This is a genomic window from Campylobacter volucris (genome assembly GCF_008245045.1).
Classification (GTDB): Bacteria; Campylobacterota; Campylobacteria; order Campylobacterales; family Campylobacteraceae; genus Campylobacter_D; species Campylobacter_D volucris.
Genome location: NZ_CP043428.1, coordinates 1,262,095 through 1,281,049, shown reverse-complemented (window position 1 = coordinate 1,281,049; position 18,955 = coordinate 1,262,095). Strand labels below are relative to the sequence as shown.

Annotated in this window: 18 protein-coding genes and 2 pseudogenes; 7 read left to right on the top strand and 13 right to left on the bottom strand. The window is 24.4% G+C overall.

The annotated features are described in order from the left end of the window. Window positions 1-3: 3 nt before the first annotated feature. From pseH to CVOLT_RS06615, 3 genes and pseudogenes are all read right to left on the bottom strand, one after another. Window positions 4-441 (bottom strand): annotated as a pseudogene (gene pseH / locus CVOLT_RS08265) (UDP-4-amino-4,6-dideoxy-N-acetyl-beta-L-altrosamine N-acetyltransferase); the annotation flags it as partial. Further along, entirely contained in the window at window positions 419-1,243 is an 825-nt protein-coding gene (gene pseG / locus CVOLT_RS06620; protein WP_039666011.1) for a UDP-2,4-diacetamido-2,4,6-trideoxy-beta-L-altropyranose hydrolase, read from the bottom strand. The gene pseG and the pseudogene pseH, both read right to left, overlap by 23 nt. After that, on the bottom strand, window positions 1,240-3,141 hold the full coding sequence (locus CVOLT_RS06615) for a motility associated factor glycosyltransferase family protein (protein WP_039666010.1): 1,902 nt from the start codon (window positions 3,139-3,141) through the stop codon (window positions 1,240-1,242). The genes pseG and CVOLT_RS06615 overlap by 4 nt, the downstream gene beginning before the upstream one ends. A 177-nt stretch (window positions 3,142-3,318) precedes the next feature. Between CVOLT_RS06615 and CVOLT_RS06610 the strand changes: the two genes are divergently transcribed. Next, on the top strand, window positions 3,319-3,993 hold the full coding sequence (locus CVOLT_RS06610) for a CDP-alcohol phosphatidyltransferase family protein (protein WP_052243192.1): 675 nt from the start codon (window positions 3,319-3,321) through the stop codon (window positions 3,991-3,993). 11 nt (window positions 3,994-4,004) lie between these two features. Here CVOLT_RS06610 and pseF read toward each other — a convergent pair whose 3' ends face one another. After that, window positions 4,005-4,694: a pseudaminic acid cytidylyltransferase gene (gene pseF, locus CVOLT_RS06605; RefSeq protein ID WP_039666009.1), complete on the bottom strand. Its 690-nt coding sequence runs from the start codon at window positions 4,692-4,694 to the stop codon at window positions 4,005-4,007. Between the two features lie 142 nt (window positions 4,695-4,836). Here pseF and CVOLT_RS06600 point away from each other — a divergent pair, with 142 nt between their 5' ends. The 4 genes from CVOLT_RS06600 to CVOLT_RS06585 all read left to right on the top strand — a co-directional run bounded on the left by CVOLT_RS06600 (window position 4,837) and on the right by CVOLT_RS06585 (window position 8,514). Beyond that, the gene (locus CVOLT_RS06600; protein WP_039666008.1) at window positions 4,837-5,106 is read left to right on the top strand and encodes a hypothetical protein; all 270 of its coding nucleotides are present in this window, start codon (window positions 4,837-4,839) and stop codon (window positions 5,104-5,106) included. Beyond that, window positions 5,106-5,828, top strand: coding sequence for an SDR family NAD(P)-dependent oxidoreductase (locus CVOLT_RS06595; protein ID WP_039665101.1), 723 nt, complete (start codon window positions 5,106-5,108; stop codon window positions 5,826-5,828). Before CVOLT_RS06600 ends, CVOLT_RS06595 begins: the two co-directional genes overlap by 1 nt. Beyond that, window positions 5,821-7,152, top strand: coding sequence for an ANL family adenylate-forming protein (locus tag CVOLT_RS06590; RefSeq protein ID WP_039665100.1), 1,332 nt, complete (start codon window positions 5,821-5,823; stop codon window positions 7,150-7,152). The genes CVOLT_RS06595 and CVOLT_RS06590 overlap by 8 nt, the downstream gene beginning before the upstream one ends. A 132-nt stretch (window positions 7,153-7,284) precedes the next feature. Continuing rightward, window positions 7,285-8,514, top strand: coding sequence for a DUF2920 family protein (locus CVOLT_RS06585; RefSeq protein ID WP_039666007.1), 1,230 nt, complete (start codon window positions 7,285-7,287; stop codon window positions 8,512-8,514). 186 nt (window positions 8,515-8,700) lie between these two features. Here the strand turns inward: CVOLT_RS06585 and CVOLT_RS06580 are convergent, their stop codons facing one another. From CVOLT_RS06580 to CVOLT_RS06540, 9 genes and pseudogenes are all read right to left on the bottom strand, one after another. Then, on the bottom strand, window positions 8,701-9,954 hold the full coding sequence (locus tag CVOLT_RS06580; RefSeq protein WP_039666006.1) for a sodium/hydrogen exchanger family protein: 1,254 nt from the start codon (window positions 9,952-9,954) through the stop codon (window positions 8,701-8,703). A 6-nt stretch (window positions 9,955-9,960) separates the two neighbouring features. Continuing rightward, the gene (locus CVOLT_RS06575) at window positions 9,961-10,926 is read right to left on the bottom strand and encodes a pyruvate kinase (protein WP_039666005.1); all 966 of its coding nucleotides are present in this window, start codon (window positions 10,924-10,926) and stop codon (window positions 9,961-9,963) included. Between the two features lies 1 nt (window position 10,927). Continuing rightward, window positions 10,928-11,980 carry a sulfate adenylyltransferase gene (locus CVOLT_RS06570; RefSeq protein ID WP_039666004.1) on the bottom strand — a complete coding sequence of 351 codons (1,053 nt, stop codon included), beginning with the start codon at window positions 11,978-11,980 and terminating at the stop codon, window positions 10,928-10,930. Then, window positions 11,977-12,501, bottom strand: coding sequence for an adenylyl-sulfate kinase (locus CVOLT_RS06565; protein WP_039666003.1), 525 nt, complete (start codon window positions 12,499-12,501; stop codon window positions 11,977-11,979). Before CVOLT_RS06565 ends, CVOLT_RS06570 begins: the two co-directional genes overlap by 4 nt. After that, complete coding sequence (locus CVOLT_RS06560) at window positions 12,498-12,731, bottom strand: phosphopantetheine-binding protein (RefSeq protein WP_039666002.1); 234 nt, start codon at window positions 12,729-12,731, stop codon at window positions 12,498-12,500. The genes CVOLT_RS06565 and CVOLT_RS06560 overlap by 4 nt, the downstream gene beginning before the upstream one ends. Before the next feature lie 10 nt (window positions 12,732-12,741). Further along, window positions 12,742-13,462, bottom strand: a pseudogene (locus CVOLT_RS08260) (formyltransferase family protein). Then, window positions 13,459-14,166, bottom strand: coding sequence for a GNAT family N-acetyltransferase (locus CVOLT_RS06550; protein WP_052243191.1), 708 nt, complete (start codon window positions 14,164-14,166; stop codon window positions 13,459-13,461). Before CVOLT_RS06550 ends, CVOLT_RS08260 begins: the two are co-directional and overlap by 4 nt. Further along, complete coding sequence (locus CVOLT_RS06545) at window positions 14,153-15,637, bottom strand: amino acid adenylation domain-containing protein (RefSeq protein WP_039666001.1); 1,485 nt, start codon at window positions 15,635-15,637, stop codon at window positions 14,153-14,155. The genes CVOLT_RS06550 and CVOLT_RS06545 overlap by 14 nt, the downstream gene beginning before the upstream one ends. Continuing rightward, window positions 15,618-16,421 carry an AAC(3) family N-acetyltransferase gene (locus tag CVOLT_RS06540; RefSeq protein WP_039666000.1) on the bottom strand — a complete coding sequence of 268 codons (804 nt, stop codon included), beginning with the start codon at window positions 16,419-16,421 and terminating at the stop codon, window positions 15,618-15,620. Before CVOLT_RS06540 ends, CVOLT_RS06545 begins: the two co-directional genes overlap by 20 nt. 62 nt (window positions 16,422-16,483) lie before the next feature. Between CVOLT_RS06540 and CVOLT_RS06535 the strand changes: the two genes are divergently transcribed. Next, window positions 16,484-17,695 (top strand): DUF2920 family protein, encoded by a 1,212-nt coding sequence (locus CVOLT_RS06535; protein ID WP_039665999.1) that lies wholly within the window; start codon window positions 16,484-16,486, stop codon window positions 17,693-17,695. A gap of 14 nt (window positions 17,696-17,709) precedes the next feature. Continuing rightward, the gene (locus tag CVOLT_RS06530; RefSeq protein ID WP_039665998.1) at window positions 17,710-18,948 is read left to right on the top strand and encodes a DUF2920 family protein; all 1,239 of its coding nucleotides are present in this window, start codon (window positions 17,710-17,712) and stop codon (window positions 18,946-18,948) included. The last annotated feature ends 7 nt before the right edge of the window (window positions 18,949-18,955 follow it).

The window sequence follows — 18,955 nt, the reverse complement described above, 5'->3', positions numbered from 1 at the left end:
TTCTAAATAATACATTTTTTTAGACTTTTTAATTATAACAGGAGAGTGTTTTAAATACAAATTTAAAGCTTTAGTGTTTTCTTTAAAAACACAAGCTTTTAAGATTTTTACTTTTAAAACATTAAAAGCATAATTTTTAATTTCTTCCATTAATAAATTCCCAACACCTTTTTTAATGCCATATAACCCAAATTCGCAAGAAGTTATAGTGATATTTATAAAATCAATCACACCTATTGCTTGATCGTTTTCATAAACTAAAAAATATCTTTTAGTACAATCATTTTTTAAATTTTGTATAAAATTTAAATGCTCTTCATGGCTAATATAATTAGTTTTCATGAATTTAGCTATGCTTGGATCGTTTCTATGTCGTAAGATAAATTCTTTTTCAAAATCATTTAAATTAGTGAAATTTTTAAGCGTTAAATTCAACTTCATATCCTTTTTGAGCTAACCAAATAGCTAATCTTTCTTGGTTTTTAGCATAAGCAATGGCTTTAAAATTTGCTTTTAAAACCAAAGCTTCATTGACTAAAGAACTAGCACTAATTATAAGCTTTTTGCTCTCATTCATTAATTGTGCCAAATTTAAAGCATCAATTATGAGTATTATATGTGAGTTTTCATCACTTATTTTTTTTAATTTTTTTAAATGTTTATTTGCTTTGGTGGTAATGATAAGAATTTGTTTATTTTTAGGTAAAGACAAAGCTATATTAGTAGATAAATTCTTACTATCAACTCCGCCTATGCAGATTAAAAAATCATAAATTTTTTCTCTTTTTATTTTGCTTTCTTCATAGAATTCATCTCTGATTAAAGCATAAGAAAACCCACATCTAAGCTCGCAGTATTGAGGAACTAACCCCGCATAATCACTTGCTTTTGCATATGCATTGACATTTAGTAAAATATCACAAAAATGTTCTTTAATATCATCATCAAAGCTTAGGATTTTCACTCCTGTTTCAAGTTTGATTAGTTTTTCATCTTCATAGTTTATATCATAATGATCGATGATTAAAAGATCAAATTTTTCTTTTTTGATTAAATTGATAAGCTCATAAATACTTGCACTTGTAAGCTCATATACAGGATAGGTAATTTCATCTATAAGTGAGCCTTCTAGTGCTAAACATGCAAAGCTAACATCTTCATATTGCTTTGCTAAGACTAAATCTCTTTTGATATGCCCATGCCCTATATCGTTTGAACTATCACTTCTAAAAAGAACTTTCATTTTATCTTGTGTTTATATCCTCTTTGTATAATGGCTTCTTTTAATGGAATTATATTATCATTTAAAGCTTTTTCTTGTGCTTTTATATGTGCAATAATCAATTCAAGCCAACTTATGTGCTCTTTAATCCATAATAAAGATTTATTATAAATATCATCTTCATTTATAGGATTGAGTACATAAATTCTGGCAAGATTGAGCTCAAATTGTATTAGCAGAGGGTTTAATACTTCATATAACTCGTTAATATTTTTTGTATCTTCAATTTCTTTTTTAATCTCATCTATAAAATTTATAATATAATTTAAATCTTTTTGAGAGCAAATATTTTGACAATTTTCATTTAAATTTGATAAATATTCTTGAAAAGTTTTAGTTAATTCTTGGCAATGTACAATACTTTTTTTAATTTTTGTATAAGCTTTGAGCATTAATTCATTTTGTTTGTTTAAAGATAAATTTTCTAAATTGGCGAATTTTTTTTCAGATTTTTTTGCTAGTAATTTTTCACAAATTTCTTTAAAAGGTTTTTCTATAGCTCCTGTAATTCTAGCTCCACCTTCGGTGCAATTATAGACAGTGGTATCGTAATGTTTAAATAATGCAATATCACTTTCAAAAGTTTGCCGAAATAAGGTCCATACAAAAGAACTTTGCACCTTTCCTTCTCCTCCATAAGCAATACATTCATATTTTCCATAGTCTCTTTTATAAATTTTATTATCTTTATAAGCATCGGTTAAATAAGTGTATTCATTTGAATGCGAAATGCCATCATTGCTATATGCTAAGTCCTGTCCAATTAAAATTATATTTTTATGTCCAAGTTCAAATGCTAAATTAGTCCCCATATTAGCTACACTGCATCCTGTTGCAAGATAGCCATAATTATGTAGCTGTGTAAAAAAAATAAATTTTGCATCAGTGGAAGAGATTAACATATATTTTCTATTATTTTTTTCTAAATATTTAATTGTATTTTTATATATATATGATTTAAGGATAAATATTATATCTTTATCAAAATCACCAAAATCATTATTGAAAAATTCGCTAGTTAAAGCTACTCTTTCTAAGGATAATACATAATCAGGTTTTATATTGTATTTAGCTAATATAGGATAAGCACTATCTGCACAAAAAATTGTAGCTTTATTAGCATATCGTTTTAATAAAGAAAGTTGTTTGCTTAAGCTTGGACCTGTAGAAACTATTATAGCTGTGTCGTTTGAATTTTTTCTTTTACGCAAAAGCTCTTTATAAGTTGGGCAGGATATCATTTTGGGAAGATTATGCGTAAATTGTTCTATGCCTTGAAGAGCATCAAGTGGAAGATTTCCATATTTAAGAACAGCTTTTTTTAAATATTCTGCCATATTTGTATTAACTTGTAGAATATCATCATGATATCTTTCATAATAATTAGAATGTAGTTCTAAAAAATATGTTCTTGCAAAATTTAGCATAGGTTGTTGTCTACACATTATTTCATAATCAAGAATATTTAGACAATTTGTATCAGCAATTACTAATCTAAATTCTTGCAATTCTTTGCTAAAATCAATTATACTAAACATAGTATGGATTATTTCTAAATCTTTTTCAAATACTATAATAACTTTATGCCGTTTATTTTGCAAAAGAGCTTTATATAAAATTCCGTTTCCAAATCCATAAAAATATAAAACAGGATATAAACAATATTTTTCATTGTAAATTTTTAACATAGCATTTAATTCTTCCAAAGGATTTTTATATATTAAAGTGTTATCTTGGGTATTTAGTAGATTTATATCTAAATTATCATTGCCTTGGATAATTTTATATTTTGAATGAGAGATTGATGAAAGAGTTTGATTTAAACCTGTTTTAATACTTGCAATGTTTTTTTGCAACATATCTTCTCCTTGTTTTTGCTATGTTTTAAATAAGTTTAAATATAGTTTTAGTTTAGTAAAACGGAATTTCTATTTTTTATTCCAAAATTATACAATAAATTAAGTGCTAAGTTAATATAAAATATTTTATTGTATAATCAATACTTATATTTTTAAAATTTATATCGAAGGTTTTTTATGAATTTAGATGAAAAATTAAAAAAAAGACAAAGACTTGAAATGTCATATTATCCAACAGAATATATCATAAGGGTTTTATTTTTACAAAAATATATTTTGATACCAGTTGCTAAAACAGGATTAACTCCAAATCAAGTAACTTTGATGTCTTTATTTTTAATAATTATATCTTTTATTGCTATTTATAATCATTTTGCGGTTTTGGCTGGAATTTTGTATTTAATTTATTGTATTTTAGATTGTTTAGATGGAATGATAGCAAGATTTAAAGATTTGCGTTCTCAATTTGGAAGTTATTTGGATAAAGTTGTCGATCATATAGGTTTTAATGGTGTTTTTATAATTTCTTATATAGCATCTTATATTAGTTTTTTTGAGTGTATTCTTGTTATTATTTGTATGAATTTACATCGAACAATTTGTCCACACTATATATTAAAAAATCTAAAAAAAGTGAAAAATATAAAGCGTTTTGGTATTAAAAAATATTGTTTAGATAGAGGTTTTTTATTAGGTGTTGATGCTACTTTGTTGGTAATATTAATTAGTATTGGTTTGATTTTTAATATACTTTCTTTTATATGTTATTTGCTTAGTTTTTTATATTTATTTGATTTAGTTTATAGATTTTTTGAATTAAAATATAATTTAAAACACAATGAAATTCAATAAATGCAAATTTTTTATTTTTTGTTAAATTGATAAAGCATTTTGGCAAATTCTAAGTCTTGAGGAGTATCTATATCACAAATTTGATTTCTTGGAAGTAAAAATGCTTTAGAATAAGGTTTAAACATAAAATCTTCACCAAGCCAAGCTTCTTTTTTTCCAAAATAAAACGCCCCGCCATCATGGTAAGCTTTTGTTAAATCTTGGCTTCTAGTGTGATAATATTTTTCATTAAACATATGAGTTTGATTTTGTTCATCAAGATAAAATCCTCTTTGGATAGGATATTCAAATTCGCATGCTGAAAATAAAAACTTGCAATCTTCTTCTATAAATTCATAATAAGCTTTTTTTAAAACATCTTCATTTATCAAAGGAGCAGTAGCATAAAGACAGCAAATATTTTCATAAAATTGATCTTGTTTTTCTAAAGTTTTAATGGCATCTTTGATAACATCCGTAGAACTTGCATAATCATCGCTTAAGTCTTTTTTGCGTATAAAAGGAACCTTTGCTCCAAAATTTAAAGCTATATTAATGATTTCATCATTATCGCTTGAAACAATTACTTCATCAAAAATTTCACTTTTTAAAGCACTTTCTATGCTATAAGAAATTAAAGGTTTTCCTAAAAAATCAATGATATTTTTTTTTGGAATTCTTTTTGATCCACCACGAGCGGGAATAATGCAGAGATTTTTCATATTTTAATATCCATAAATTAAGTCAGTATTTTATTGTATCATATTTGTAGTGATAAATAATTTAATAAAATTGGCGCGACTTAAATAGATAAAAATCTAATTTATGTTATATTTGATTAAAAATATTAAGGGGTAACTACTAATGAAAAATATCGAAGGAATTATATTAAAGGCTTTACATAATTTATCTGATGAAATTCCTCAACTAAAAACAGCAAATTTGGAAACGAGATTGTATTTAGATTCCCTAGCTTTAGTTAGCTTAATATCTGATTTAGAAAGTATTTTGAGCGAAGAGTTTAATAAAGAGATTATTTTAGCGGATGAAAAAATGATGAGTTCTAGAAATTCTCCATTTAAAGATGTTAAAACATTAGCTGAATTTATAGAAAAAAAATTACAAGAACAATAATGCAAAAAATAATTATAATTACTGGAACTAGAAAAGGCATAGGAAAAGAACTTAGTGAGTACTATTTAAATAATAATCATATAGTTTGTGGATGTTCAAGAGGAAAATCTAGTATAGAACATAAAGATTATAGACATTTTGAATTAGATGTTTGTGATGAAAAACTTGTAGTAAATATGATTAGAAATATTAAAAAAGAATTTGGAAAAATAGATATTTTAATCAATAATGCTGGTATTGCTTCTATGAATCATATATTAACAACGCCGCTAAAAACTCTGCAAAATATTTTTAATACAAATGTTTTTGGTAGTTTTTTATTTATTAGAGAAGTAGCTAAAATTATGAGTCAAACTTATAAAAAAGAAACTATTTCTATGCCGTATAGAATAGTAAATTTTAGCACAGTAGCAGCACCTTTAAGATTAGAAGGAGAAGCTATATATGCAGCATCTAAAGCAGCAATTTGTAATTTAACTCAAGTTTGTGCAAAAGAATTAAGTTCTTTTGGAATAACTTGTAATGCTATAGGACCAACTCCAGTTCCAACTGACTTGATAAAAAATGTTCCAGAAAATAAAATACAAGATTTGTTAAATCAACAAGCTATAAAAAGATTTGGAAATTTTAATGATGTAGTTAATACAATTAATTTTTTTATAGATGAAAAAAGTGATTTTATAACAGGACAAATAATATATTTAGGCGGAGTAAATGCATAATTTTAAAAATATTTTTTTAAGAAAAATATTTTCAAATAAAGATAATAATGCTTTGATTTATGAAAATATTATATATACTTATTCGCAATTAAGTGAAAATGTTCTTAAAAATATAAATTTATTAAATTCTACTACTGCTAATATAATCGGCATTATAGGTGATTACGATTTTGAAAGTATAAGTTTATTGTTAGCTTGTATAGAATTAAATAAAATAATAATACCGTTTGTAGATAAAAAAGAAATAGAAAATAAACTTAAAGAAGTTAGATGCGATCTTGTATTTAATAATGGAGAAATTATTTTAAAAAATGATGATAGCATAAACCATCCTTTAGTAGATAGATTAATTAAAGAAAATAAACCAGGTTTAATTTTATTTTCTAGTGGAAGCACTGGAAAACCTAAAGCAATAATTCATGATTTAGATAAAATTACATCTTCGTATTTAAATAAAAAAACAAAAAATATTAATATTTTGCTTTTTTTAATGTTTGATCATATAGGTGGATTAAATACTCTTTTTAATTGTCTTAGTATGAATGCTTGCGGAGTAGCTATTAAAGATAGAAAGAATGTAGAATATTTAGCTGAAAATATAGAAAAATATAAGATATCGTTATTACCAGCTTCTCCTTCTTTATTAAGTTTAATGCTAGCTTTTAATGTTATGAATAATTATGATTTTAGTTCTTTAAGATTGATTACTTATGGAACAGAAAAAATGCCAGAGACATTACTTGATAAATTAAAACAAGAATTTCCAAAAGTAAAATTTCATCAAACATTTGGCACTAGTGAAGTTGGTATAACTCAAACTAAAAGCTATAAAGATTTTATTAAATTAGAAAATGTTGAATATAAAATCATAGAAGGTGAATTATATCTTAAAAGCAATACTCAAAGTTTGGGTTATTTAAATGCTGATAATTCTGTTTTTACAGATGATGGATATTTTGCTAGCGGAGATTTAGTTGAAGTAATAAATGAAAATGGTGAAGAATATATTAAAATTGTAGGAAGAAACAAAGAAATTATAAATGTTGGTGGAGAAAAAGTTTTACCTCAAGAAGTTGAAGGTATTATTTTTCAAATTCCTTTCATACAAGATTGTTTAGTATATGGACAAAGTAATCCACTAACTGGACAAAGTGTATGCTTAAAGGTTGTTTTAACTAAAGAAAAAAATATAAATTCTTTAGAGCTTAAAAAAGAAATTAGACTCTTTTGCAAAGATAAATTAGCTTCATATAAAATTCCAACAAAAGTTGATATAGTAGAAAGTTTAGAAGTTAGTGAAAGATTTAAAAAAGTGAGAAAATAGATAATGGCATGTAAAAGAATTAAAGTATATTTTTATTAAATTAAGGAATATTTTTTTAATTTAGCTTTTTATTGTTTTAAATTTACAAATAAAAAAGTATAATGCAGTATAAATTAAAACAAAAGAAGTAAAATGCTCATTAATAAAACATATTTTATAGACTCTTGCAATGATGTAGAATTAAATATAAAAAGAGAATCTAAATTAGAGTATAGAATCACTTATGATGATAGTAAAGAAATGAAAGCTATAGTTTTCATTTTAGATGGTTATGGGGCAAATGTTGATTTATCGGTAATTGACTTTACTAGACAATTTATTGCACAAAAATTTGATGTTGTTGCTGTAAGTGTTTTGTATCATTGTTTTAGTTGTAGAATTAATGAAAAAGATAAAAAATATAGTGCAACTTTTTCGTATGATGAGCAAAATTTGAATCATTTAAGAGATTCTTTAAAGAAAATCAACATTGATACAAATGCACTTAATCTTGAAAATATTAATAATTACATAGCTAATGTAGATTCTATGATCGATACATATAAAGCAAAGAATATTTTGAATGAAAATTATAAGTTTTATTTTACTTCAACTATGTTGCCAGCAAATAATGAATATCAAAACTATGGCATTATGGCAGCAATTGATGTTATAAATGCTTTAAAACATTTAATGCATAATTTTGAAGATATGAAGGGGGGGGGTAAAATTTCAAATTTACCTAAAATTTATGGAGGTCGTTCTTATGGTGGATATCTTGCATTATTAATAGCTAAGATAGCTCCTTGGTATATAGATGGTGTTATTGATAACTCAGGTGAAGCAATGTTGCTTTTACGCTATATTATAGGAAAAGATTTTAATGCCCCTGATATGTATTATAATTTAAAGAATTATCAAGTGGGAATTTTTTTAAAAACCCATTGGACTGCTGATAAAAGTTCTTTATATTGCTTTAAAGATGAGAATTTTTTAATAAGAACTTTGTTAAACAAAGATCATTTAATCTTACAAGCTCAAAAAAATAAAAATATTATTTATGTGAGTTATCATAGCTCTGCTGATGTATTGACATCTTATGAGTATAAAACGCAATTGATGAATTTTATTCAAACACTAGGATATGATGTAACATTTCATTTAATAGAAGAAAAAGATATAGATGGAAGATATATTAAAAATTTAAATCATGGTTGCGGAATTTCTGTTAAAGCTTTATTTAATAAAGAACTACCAAAAATGCTTGAAAAATTAAAAGATAAAACCTTTAGCATGAAAGAAGATAGTATAAGTTATCCTTGTAAAAACAAAGTTTTTACTTTTAAGGATAAAGATGATAAATTTGTTTTGGAAATAATTTAAAATAGTAAATAATATTTTCAAGCACACCAGATGATTTTAAACCTAATTTTGAATTAAAAAATATTAATGAAAAAGATTTAGACGATATTGTAGCTTATATCTTAGAAATTGTTAAAAATAAAGATGATGTGATTAACAATTTAAAAAATTCCATTAATCTCTCTAAAAATTTAAAGAGAGATTATATCAAAATTTATGAAATACTTCTTCGTTTTTGTTTTTTTGGTATCTTAGCCAATAACCTGCTATCATCGAAGAAAGTAAAGTAGTTAATATTAAAGTGGTAAAAAAGCTAGTATTTATTATTTGATAATAAAATGCAACACTAGCTAAGACTATACCTGGACCTCCTCTTGCATTCATGCTGATGGCAAAATTAATTCTTGAGATATTAGAAATTTTTAAACTTAACAAAGCTATATAGCAACCTAAAAATTCAAACACACACGCTAACACACAAAAAGCAATAAACATTATAAATGAAAACTCATGGATTACATTTAATTGTATGCCAATTAATGCAAAATATATAGGTATAAAACATGAAAAAGAAAAATCAGAAATACTAATGATTTTTTCTTTTAATTCTTGATTGTTTTGTAAAATATTTTTAATTAAAAATCCAACCAAAAAGGATGTATACATAGGATTGATGTGTAAAGTATTTAACAAGCCTATGCTTAAAAACAATAAAATAAAAGATAAGGTAAAAAAATCTATAGAAGTTAATGAAAAATAAAATTTACTGACAATATTGGCAAGTAATTTTACAAATATAAATAACAACACCGTAACAAATGCTGTCAATAAATTATTTTCTATAGAAAAAGAGCTAGTGTGTGAAGTATTAATCGCAACATTTAATAAAATCCATAAAAACAAATCTTGTATAGTAGAAGTAGTTAGCACAACACTAGCAAATCTTGTTTTAATAATACCTATATCAAAAAAAATCTTAGAAATTACAGGAATAGATGTAACAGCAATGGCTATTAAAAATACTAAACTAAATGATAAATCATTGCCTTTTTCACCTATAAAGCTTTCTTTAAAATAATCAATAAAAAAATATCCAAAAAATATTGGTATGAAGGTTGCCCCTAAAAACAAGGTAGAGATAATTTTAATATTTTGTTTTTCAAAATTAATTTGTGTATTAAAACCAGCTATAAACATTAAAAATATAAGACCTAATTGATAAAAGGTATTTAAGATTTTACCTTGCTCTTGAAAATTTAAAAAAATTCCACTTACAACATCAGGCATTATCAAATAAAGCCCACTAGCACCTAAAATAAATCCACCAAGAATTTCTCCTATAACTTTAGGAGCTTTTAATAAAGTAAATATTTTTCCAAACAAAAAAGCACTTAATAATAAAATTCCTAAAGATAAAAAAACAGCTGTAAGATTATCAGGACTTAAAGATTCTAATTTCATGCTATATCACTTTAATATAATTTTTTCAGAGTTTATTTCATTTTTCATCAAATTTAAAATTTGCACACATTCCTTTACAAACTTTCCTACGGCTGTTTCTTCAGATAATTGAATTCCATACACTCCACTTTTTGAAATATTATACAAATCATCAATTTCAGCTATAGTAGGGATAGGTTTTTCTTCCATATTTTTAAGAATTTGTGTTGCTAAAAATACTTTAATTCCATTATGATTAGCAAGATTTATAATATATTCTTGAAAACGCGGTATTTTTTCTATGCCAATTTCTGTAGATAAATCACCTCTATCTATTAGTATAAATTCTACTTCTTGTAAAATTTCATATAGATTATTAACAGCATCTATAGTTTCTATTTTAGAAATAATTTTTGTATTTTTATTAAGAAGTTTTTTTAACTCTTTTATATTATCTACTTTTCTAACAAAAGATGCTCCAACATAATCTATATCAAATTCATTGCAAAGCTTTATTAGCTCTTGATCTTTTTGAAATAAAAATGGAATATCCTTGTGTAAATTTCTAATATGCATACCTTTATTATTTAAAAGTACGCCATTACTTTTTGAAGTAAATACTATACCTTCTTCATTGATCTCTTTAACTATAAAAGTAAAAACACTATCATTTGCATATACTACCATTTGAGGTTTGACTAATTTATGAAATTCTTTAAAATTAAATTGATCATTTTTTAAAATAAAATCTTTACCGCACTCTACTTTAATGCCATTTTTATCGATATTTGCTGTTCTTATTTTATTTCCAGGTAAGTCAATTAAAAGTTTTATATTATTGATTTGATTTTTTAAATGGATGATTGTATTTTTTATATCTTCTATGCTTCCATGAGCCCCATTTATCCTGTAAATAAAATTTTCTTGATGAATTTCATTTAATTTTATATCATTTCCTAAACTAGGTCCTATGGTTAAAATATATTTTTGCATTTTATTCCTTTATAAATATATTATCCATGCCAAGATCTATTAAAGCTTTAGCTACTTCTTTTCTCATAAATCTTTCATCGGGTATTTTTCCAGAAACTAAAGCCTGTCTAATCTTAGTACCACTAATAGAAATTTTATGAGTATTTTCATGAGAACATACTTTTTCACTTACAATTTGATCACATTTGGTGCAAAAATAAGGTTCTTTTAAAAGCAACAATTCTATACCAAGCTTATTGGTAGAATTTAATTCTTTTGCAAGTTTATGTGCATCATATACTCCATAATAATCTCCAACTCCAGCATGATCTCTACCTATGATAAAATGAGTACAACCTATATTTTTACGAACTATTGCATGAAATATAGCTTCTTTAGGTCCTGCATAACGCATATTAGTTTCTAAACCTTGTATAAATACTCTATGTTGTGGATAAAATTCATCAAACATTACTTTATATGCACTCATCACTGCTTCTTGAGTAAAATCACCTTGTTTTTTCCAGCCAACCAAAGGGTTTATAAATAAAGCATCACAAAGCTCTAAAGCTATTTTTTGAAGATGTTCATGAGCTCTATGAATGGCATTTCTTGTTTGAAATCCAGCAATAGTTTTAACTTCTTTATTTTTCTTACTAAAAACATCTTGCAACATACCTTTGTATAAGGTATTTTTTAAAAGCTCTTCTTTAATTTGTATTTTTCCTGCTATTTTAAGAGATGATTTTGATTTTTCTTTTTTAATACCTGGGTGATTAAGATCTTTGGTTTGAAAAATTTCAAATAAATCTTTATCTTGTATTTGAAATTTATCCTCTATATGTATTTTTCCAATTAGGGTTTGATTGTAATATAAATCCTGTATAGAGCCTACATTATAATCATCATTAACTTCTAAAGTTATAGGTAATGTCCAAATATTATCATTTAAAAGTTTCATATCATATACGACGCTTTTAAATTCTTCATAATTCATAAAGCCATGTAAAGGATCAAATACGCCAGATGCTAGATATTTTAAATCTAAAAGATTTTCATGGTTTATGTGGATCATTTATTTGTTTTTTGAAGAATAAAATCAATAATCATTTGTGTTTTTTCTTCTATTTTATCTTGATGTGAATTTTTGATAATTAAATGAGGATTTGGCTCATCAAAGTTTATGTCTATACCCACTACATTTTTAATTTTTCCTTCTAAAGCTTGGGTATAAAGCCCTTTTTGATCTCTTCTTATAAGCTCTTGTAGGTCACATTTAATGTAAATTTCAACATAATTTTTAAAATTTTCTCTATTGTATTTATAAATTTCATTAAACATTGATATGGTAGTAATGATGACTATCATATTTTGATTATTTAAAAATTTAGCAAAATTTGATCTTTTGATGGCTAAATCAATACGACTTTTTTTATCATAATCATAAGCACCTAAAAGATCTCTAAATTCGTCTCCATCTAAATAGATAATGTTTGGATATTTTTGTTGTAATTTTGCATATAAAACTTTTCCAATGGTGCTTTTTCCACTACCTGCAAGACCAGTTAGTGAAATGATAGGATTTGTTATCTTCATTTAATATTTTCAATCATATTTTTAATACTTTGAAAATCTTCAAAATTTTCAGGACTTATAAATTCTGCGTTTAGTGGTTTACCATAGTATTTTTCTATTTCAGCAACTAAAGCCATTATATCTATACTATCTATAATATCTTCACTAACCAAATTTTGCATAGTTTCATCAATATCTGTTCTTTCGATGTTGATAAAGAATTTTTGAATTGTTGCATTTGTTAAATCCATTGTCATTCCTTTAAATTTTTAAAATTATATCATCATTTAAAATTATTTCAATGTAAGTTTTGTTGAATTTATAACATACAATTTCTATTTCTTTGTTTTTAATAATTACTTTAGCTTTTGGAGTTAAATTTCCATTATCCATAGCTCTTAAAAAACGATTTATTTTTTCTTTTTCCCAAGATAAATCTAAAATTCCATTATTTGGTAAATCGCATTTTTTGTGATACCCCCCCCCATAACTTATTGATTTTTCGCATGAAAAATTATTAATTTTAAGAATATTAAAACATTCTTTTAAAGATTCAATTGCAATGCTGTGTTGTTTTTTTAAAAGTTTTAATGCTGTGGTTTCTTCGGTAATTTGAATTTCTTTTTGAAGTATAATTTCTCCTGTATTTATACCACAATCTACTTTATGCCAAGTAATTCCTGATTTTTTATCATTTTCCCATATACTCCATATATGCGCATTGCAGCCTTTATGTTTTGGTAATAAAGAATTATGATAATTAATAATAAAGTTTTGCTCAACGCATGATTTCTTAAAAATATAAAAATTATTAGCGCTAATAATTAAAGTATTTTTAATAGATGTAAAAAATTCATCTAGTTTAATTTTTTCTTTTAAATTTATACAAATAACCTTTTTGTTAAAAAAAACATTCTGTAATTTTTAAACATTCCTTGGCAACTTTTCCATCACCTAGTAAATAAATTTCTTTAAAATTCATAAAAAATTCCTATATAATCTAAGTTCTATTTCTTTGAACATAAAATTTGATTTTTTGTAAAAATTAATAGCTTTTGTATTTTTAGTATCAACAAATAATTTATAAAATTTTTTATTTTGATTTTCTAAAAAGAAACTATTAAGTAAGGCGTATGCTATATTTTTATATTTTAAATTATTTTTTACAGCAATATATTCTAGTTGAGCATGATAGTTTATAGTATTATTATATAATAAAACGCCACAAATTTTATTATTTTCTTTATAAATCAATATATTATTTATATAATTTTTAAATTTTTGTTTATTGTAAAAAAGTTCAAATTCATATTTGAAAATATTTAGTAAAAAATTATAACATTCTTCCAAATCACTTAAAGAAGGTTTTTGAATAAAATTAAATTTTATAGGATTTAAATTTTCATTTTTTAAAATCATCTGCTTAAAAGTTTTTAATAATTTGAAATTATTTAATTGCAAAAATTTTTCATGTCTTTCTAATACATCTAAATTTTTTGTGATGATTTTTACAAAAGATGGTTTTAAATTATCTATTTTGCATATATTATTAATTATATAAAAAAGAAGATTATCTTTATATATTAAAGTATTATCATCATATTTTTCTTGATAAATATTATTCATATTTTCATATATATTGCTAATACTTTCATTTGTGTTTTTAGTGCTATCAAACAAACTCACCCAAAACCTTTCTATCTATCTTACCATTTTGATTTAATTTAAAATTATCTATTTTTATAAATTTTTTAGGAATCATATAAGAAGGTAATTTATCTTTTAAGAATTCTTTGAAATTTATCTCATCTTCACTTTCATAAAAACAAATAATATCATCTTTAAATATACAAGCACTATTTTTGATTTTTTCATGAGAATTTATTATGGTTTCTATTTCTCCAAGCTCTATACGATGACCCATGTATTTGATTTGATTATCTATTCTTCCATAACATAAAAGCTCACCAAATTCATTATAAGCTACTATATCTCCTGTTTTATATAAAAGATCTAAATAATTATCATGCAAAGGATTTTGCACAAAGGCTTTATGAGTTTTTTCTTTGTCATTGTAATAGCCCAGTGAAAGGCAAGTTCCTCTTACATAAAGCTCACCTTTTATTCCTATTTTATCTTTAGTGATTAAGTTTGAATTTTCATCAAATACCAAAAGCTCTGTATTTTTACAAGCTTTTCCTATAGGTAAAAGTTCATCATCGCTAAATTCTCTATCTATTATGTAATGAGAACAAACATCAGTTATTTCTGTTGGTCCATATAAATTTGCAAATAAAGCATTTGGTAAATATTTTCTCCATATGTTTAATTGTTTATTTGGCATTATTTCACCGCAAAATAATATTTTATTTAGTTTAAGATCGATGTCTTTTATAGCATCAGTATTTGCAAAATATATCAAAACAGAAGGCACCCAAAATATGGTATTTACTTCATTTTTTACTAGATGCTCTATAATTTTATTTGGAAAAGCAAATAAATGATTTGGAAGCAAATGCAAAGTCCCGCCAGCTTTTATGGTAGAGAAAATATCTAAAATACTATTATCAAAATAAAGCGGAGCTTGATTTGCTAAGATGTGATTTTCATCAAATTTAAAAGTTTTACAAACCCAAAAAGTATAATCAATAACACTTTTATGAGCTATGCTTACTCCTTTTGGAGTGCCTGTGCTTCCACTTGTAAAAAATACATATAATAAATTTGTATCTATGTGTTTTTCTTTTATATCTTCTAAAGCTGTTTTATCTATAGTGAAATTTTCAAATTCTTGTGTATAAATAGTAGGTAGATCTAAATTTATATTTAATTCTTTGGAAGTTATAAATAATTTTGGTTTTAAAGTTTGTATAATTTTTTCTATTCTTTCTTTTGGAGTTTTTTCATCAAGTATGGTATAAAAATTTCCACTTTTTATTGAACCAAAAAAAGATATTAAAGCATTTATACTTTTTGGTAATATTATTAAAATAGGTGATTGGTAAATTTTTTCTTGTATTATTTTACTTGCAAGTTTATCTGTAATGATGTCAAATTCTTTGTAGCTTATATACTTTCCATCAAATTCAACAAATAATTTTTTATCTGGATATTTAGCTACACTTTTTTGTAAAAAGTCATTTATGTTGGTTGTCATTTTTATCCTTTAATAGACTATATGGATTATTTTTTAAATATTTTAGTGTATCTAAAAAATATCCTTTGCTTTCTATGCTAACTATGCAAGATCCTGCGAAATTAATTATATTAAAATTATTGTTTTCTTTTAATAAATTTATTTGTTTTTGTTTGCATATTAAGGAATTTTCTTCTAATTTTCTTACATAATAAGTTATATTTTTTTGTATTTTTTTACCATTTTCATCTATTAAAATTCCACTAAAATTTTTAAAATATCTATATGGGACTTTTGCTATTTCTTCTATAAAATGAGTAAAGGTATATCCTACTAGATGAGTTCCAAAAAGAATGATTTTTCCATTATTTTTCCACAAAGTATCATATACACAATTTTCTCCAAAACAACTCTTTGTATCTTTTAAAAACAAATCTTGTTTAGTACCTTTTATGGCAAAAGAAAAAATAGGATCATTGGTGCGTATTACCCCCCCCCATTTACGAAAATATTCTGTTAAAATTCCTACCTCACTTTTTGAATTTAGCTTATCATAAATTCCATTTTTACAAAATTTATAAGTAAAAGTTGGCATTATAAGTGTGCCTTCTTTTCCTATAACTTCAAAAAAACAATCAATTATAGTTTGTAAAAATTCATTTTTTTTAAGTAAAGGAGTTCCAAATTTAAAAAGCTCACTATGCACGCATAAAATATCGCCTTTTTTAATGCCTAAATTTTCAAAAGCTTTTATTAAATCAAAATTCGAGTATTTTTTATCATTGTGTTGTAAAAATAGCTTCATATTAAATCCATATATTTTTTAAAATTTAAGTATAATTTAATATCAATTTCAAAAGGCTTAAAATGCTTATTAATAAAACTTATGAAATAAATTCTTGTGATGATGTAGAATTAAATATAAAAAGAGAATCTAAACTTGAATATAGAATTACTTTCAATGATAGTAAAGAAATGAAAGCTATAGTTTTTATCATAGGTGGATATGGTGCAAATACTAATATGCATTTTTTAGAAAGTTATAGAAAATTTATAGCTAAAAAATTTGATGTAATAGCTGTTAATGTTTTATATCATTGTTTTTGTCAAAGAAGATCAGATGTAGAAAAATACAGTGCTACTACTACTTTTATGGAAGATGATTTACCGCATTTGAAAACAATTTTGGAAAATTTTAAAATTCAAACAAGTAAGTTAGATATAGATACCGCATCAGCTCATTATGAATTTTTATATCAAACTATTAATAATTTAAAAGAAAAATCAATATTAGATACTAGTTATAAAGTTAGCCTTTCTCGTTCTTTCATCCCACCCAACAATGAATATCAAAATTTTGGCATAATGGCTGCAATTGATCATATCAATGCTTTAAAAGATATTATGAAAAACTATCCTCAATTTAAATCTTTACCTAAGATTTACGGGGGGGGGTCTTATGGAGGTTATTTAGCTTTAATGTGTGCCAAGATAGCTCCTTGGTATGTAGATGGAGTTATAGATAATTCAGGAGCAGCATTGCCACCATTAAATTATATTATAGGAAGAGAATTAGAAACTGAAGATTATGTTTTTAATGATCCAAATACTTTAATTTTTTGTCATGTAAAAACTCTTTGGACTCGTAAAGATCCAAATTCACCTTATTATTTTGCTGATGAAAATTATCTAATAAGAGCTTTATTAAATAAAGATCATTTAATCTTACAAAGTCAAAAAAATAAAGATATATCTATTATTAGTTATCATTCTAAAGAAGATCCATCAACCCCTGCTAAATATAAAATCCAAATGTGTGAAATTTTAAAAGCATTAAATTATGACATAACTTTTCATTTAATTGATGAAAAAGATATAGATGGTAAATATATTAAAGATTTAACTCATGGTTGTGGAATTCCTGATAAAGCTTTATTTAACAAAGAATTACCAAAAATGCTTGAAAAACTAAAAGATAAAACCTTTAGCATGAAAGAAGATAGTATAAGTTATCCTTGTAAAAACAAAGTTTTTACTTTTAAGGATAAAGATGATAAATTTGTTTTGGAAATAATTTAAAATAAAGACTAACAATGATAATCAATAAAACTTATGAAATCAATTCTTGTGATGATGTAGAATTAAATATAAAAAGAGAATCTAAGGTTGAGTTTAAACTCATTTATGATGATAGTAAAGAAATAGAAGCTTTAGTTTGTATTATACCTGGATTAGGTGGAGATATAAATGATAATTTATACATCGATGAGTATTGTGCAAGAAATTATAATGTAGCTGTTTTAAGTGTGAATTATCATTGTATAGGAAATCGCCCTCAAACTGGAGCATTATTTTATATTAATGAGCTTGATAAATTTATTTTAAAAACGAGTTTGGAGGCAATAGGAATACAACTCCCCATAGATGTGCAAAATTTAAAATCATATGATGAATTTTATTGTGTTGCAGATGTTGTAAATAAATTTATAGAAAGATTAAAAAGAGAAAAAGAGCTCAATGAAGATTATCATTTATATTTGAGTGTAGGATTTGAACCCACTAAAAATGAATATCAAAATTTTGGTATCATGCAAGCAACAGATATAATCAATGCTATTTTATATGTAAAATCTAATCTTCCTTTTAAAATTACGGGGTGGGGTATAAAGACTATTTTAGTAGGTTCTTCTCATGGAGGATATTTAGCTAATTTATGTGTTAAAATAGCTCCTTGGAGTATTGATACTGTTGTAGATAATTCTTCTCATATAACATTGGATAATGATTTATGGAGATTTGTGGGATTTGGAAGAGAGATTGATTATATTAAATATTGTAGTGCAGGACTTACGCATATTTTTAAAAACATTAAATTAGCTGCTTTTGATAAAACACATTGGACTTCTAATTCTTCTTCACCAAATTATTTTTCCAATGCTAGAAAAATAATAAGAGAACCATTAAACAAAGAACATTTAAAAGTTCAAAGCTTATATCCAAAACCAAAATACATTGCTTATCATTCTAAATTTGATCAATATGTTCCTTTAGAAGAAAGAGAAGAATATTTTAATATTTTAAAAGATTTAGGATTTGAAATTGATTTTACTAAAATAACAAGTGAAAATGAAATAGATGGAAAATTTATTAAAAATTTAGAGCATGGTTGTGGAATACCTATGAAATTACTTATAAAAAAACATTTAGATGAAATTTTAAAAGAACCTTTACAAGATAAATCGTGTAAAAAAGAAATTTCATATAAATGTGATGATTTGATTTATACTTTTAAGGAAGAAGATGATCAAATAAGATTAGAGATTAAACAATAATCTCTAG

What these genes read in the sequence shown, in the direction of transcription:
- CVOLT_RS06610 (WP_052243192.1), top strand. Translation starts at nt 3,319, where the DNA reads ATGAATTTAGATGAAAAATTAAAAAAAAGACAAAGACTTGAAATGTCA.
- CVOLT_RS06575 (WP_039666005.1), bottom strand. Translation starts at nt 10,926, where the DNA reads ATGCAAAAATATATTTTAACCATAGGACCTAGTTTAGGAAATGATATA.
- CVOLT_RS06545 (WP_039666001.1), bottom strand. Translation starts at nt 15,637, where the DNA reads ATGACAACCAACATAAATGACTTTTTACAAAAAAGTGTAGCTAAATAT.
- CVOLT_RS06590 (WP_039665100.1), top strand. Translation starts at nt 5,821, where the DNA reads ATGCATAATTTTAAAAATATTTTTTTAAGAAAAATATTTTCAAATAAA.
- CVOLT_RS06595 (WP_039665101.1), top strand. Translation starts at nt 5,106, where the DNA reads ATGCAAAAAATAATTATAATTACTGGAACTAGAAAAGGCATAGGAAAA.
- CVOLT_RS06615 (WP_039666010.1), bottom strand. Translation starts at nt 3,141, where the DNA reads ATGTTGCAAAAAAACATTGCAAGTATTAAAACAGGTTTAAATCAAACT.
- CVOLT_RS06600 (WP_039666008.1), top strand. Translation starts at nt 4,837, where the DNA reads ATGAAAAATATCGAAGGAATTATATTAAAGGCTTTACATAATTTATCT.
- CVOLT_RS06540 (WP_039666000.1), bottom strand. Translation starts at nt 16,421, where the DNA reads ATGAAGCTATTTTTACAACACAATGATAAAAAATACTCGAATTTTGAT.
- CVOLT_RS06565 (WP_039666003.1), bottom strand. Translation starts at nt 12,501, where the DNA reads ATGAAGATAACAAATCCTATCATTTCACTAACTGGTCTTGCAGGTAGT.
- CVOLT_RS06585 (WP_039666007.1), top strand. Translation starts at nt 7,285, where the DNA reads ATGCTCATTAATAAAACATATTTTATAGACTCTTGCAATGATGTAGAA.
- CVOLT_RS06580 (WP_039666006.1), bottom strand. Translation starts at nt 9,954, where the DNA reads ATGAAATTAGAATCTTTAAGTCCTGATAATCTTACAGCTGTTTTTTTA.
- CVOLT_RS06560 (WP_039666002.1), bottom strand. Translation starts at nt 12,731, where the DNA reads ATGGATTTAACAAATGCAACAATTCAAAAATTCTTTATCAACATCGAA.
- pseF (WP_039666009.1), bottom strand. Translation starts at nt 4,694, where the DNA reads ATGAAAAATCTCTGCATTATTCCCGCTCGTGGTGGATCAAAAAGAATT.
- CVOLT_RS06535 (WP_039665999.1), top strand. Translation starts at nt 16,484, where the DNA reads ATGCTTATTAATAAAACTTATGAAATAAATTCTTGTGATGATGTAGAA.
- CVOLT_RS06570 (WP_039666004.1), bottom strand. Translation starts at nt 11,980, where the DNA reads ATGATCCACATAAACCATGAAAATCTTTTAGATTTAAAATATCTAGCA.
- CVOLT_RS06530 (WP_039665998.1), top strand. Translation starts at nt 17,710, where the DNA reads ATGATAATCAATAAAACTTATGAAATCAATTCTTGTGATGATGTAGAA.
- pseG (WP_039666011.1), bottom strand. Translation starts at nt 1,243, where the DNA reads ATGAAAGTTCTTTTTAGAAGTGATAGTTCAAACGATATAGGGCATGGG.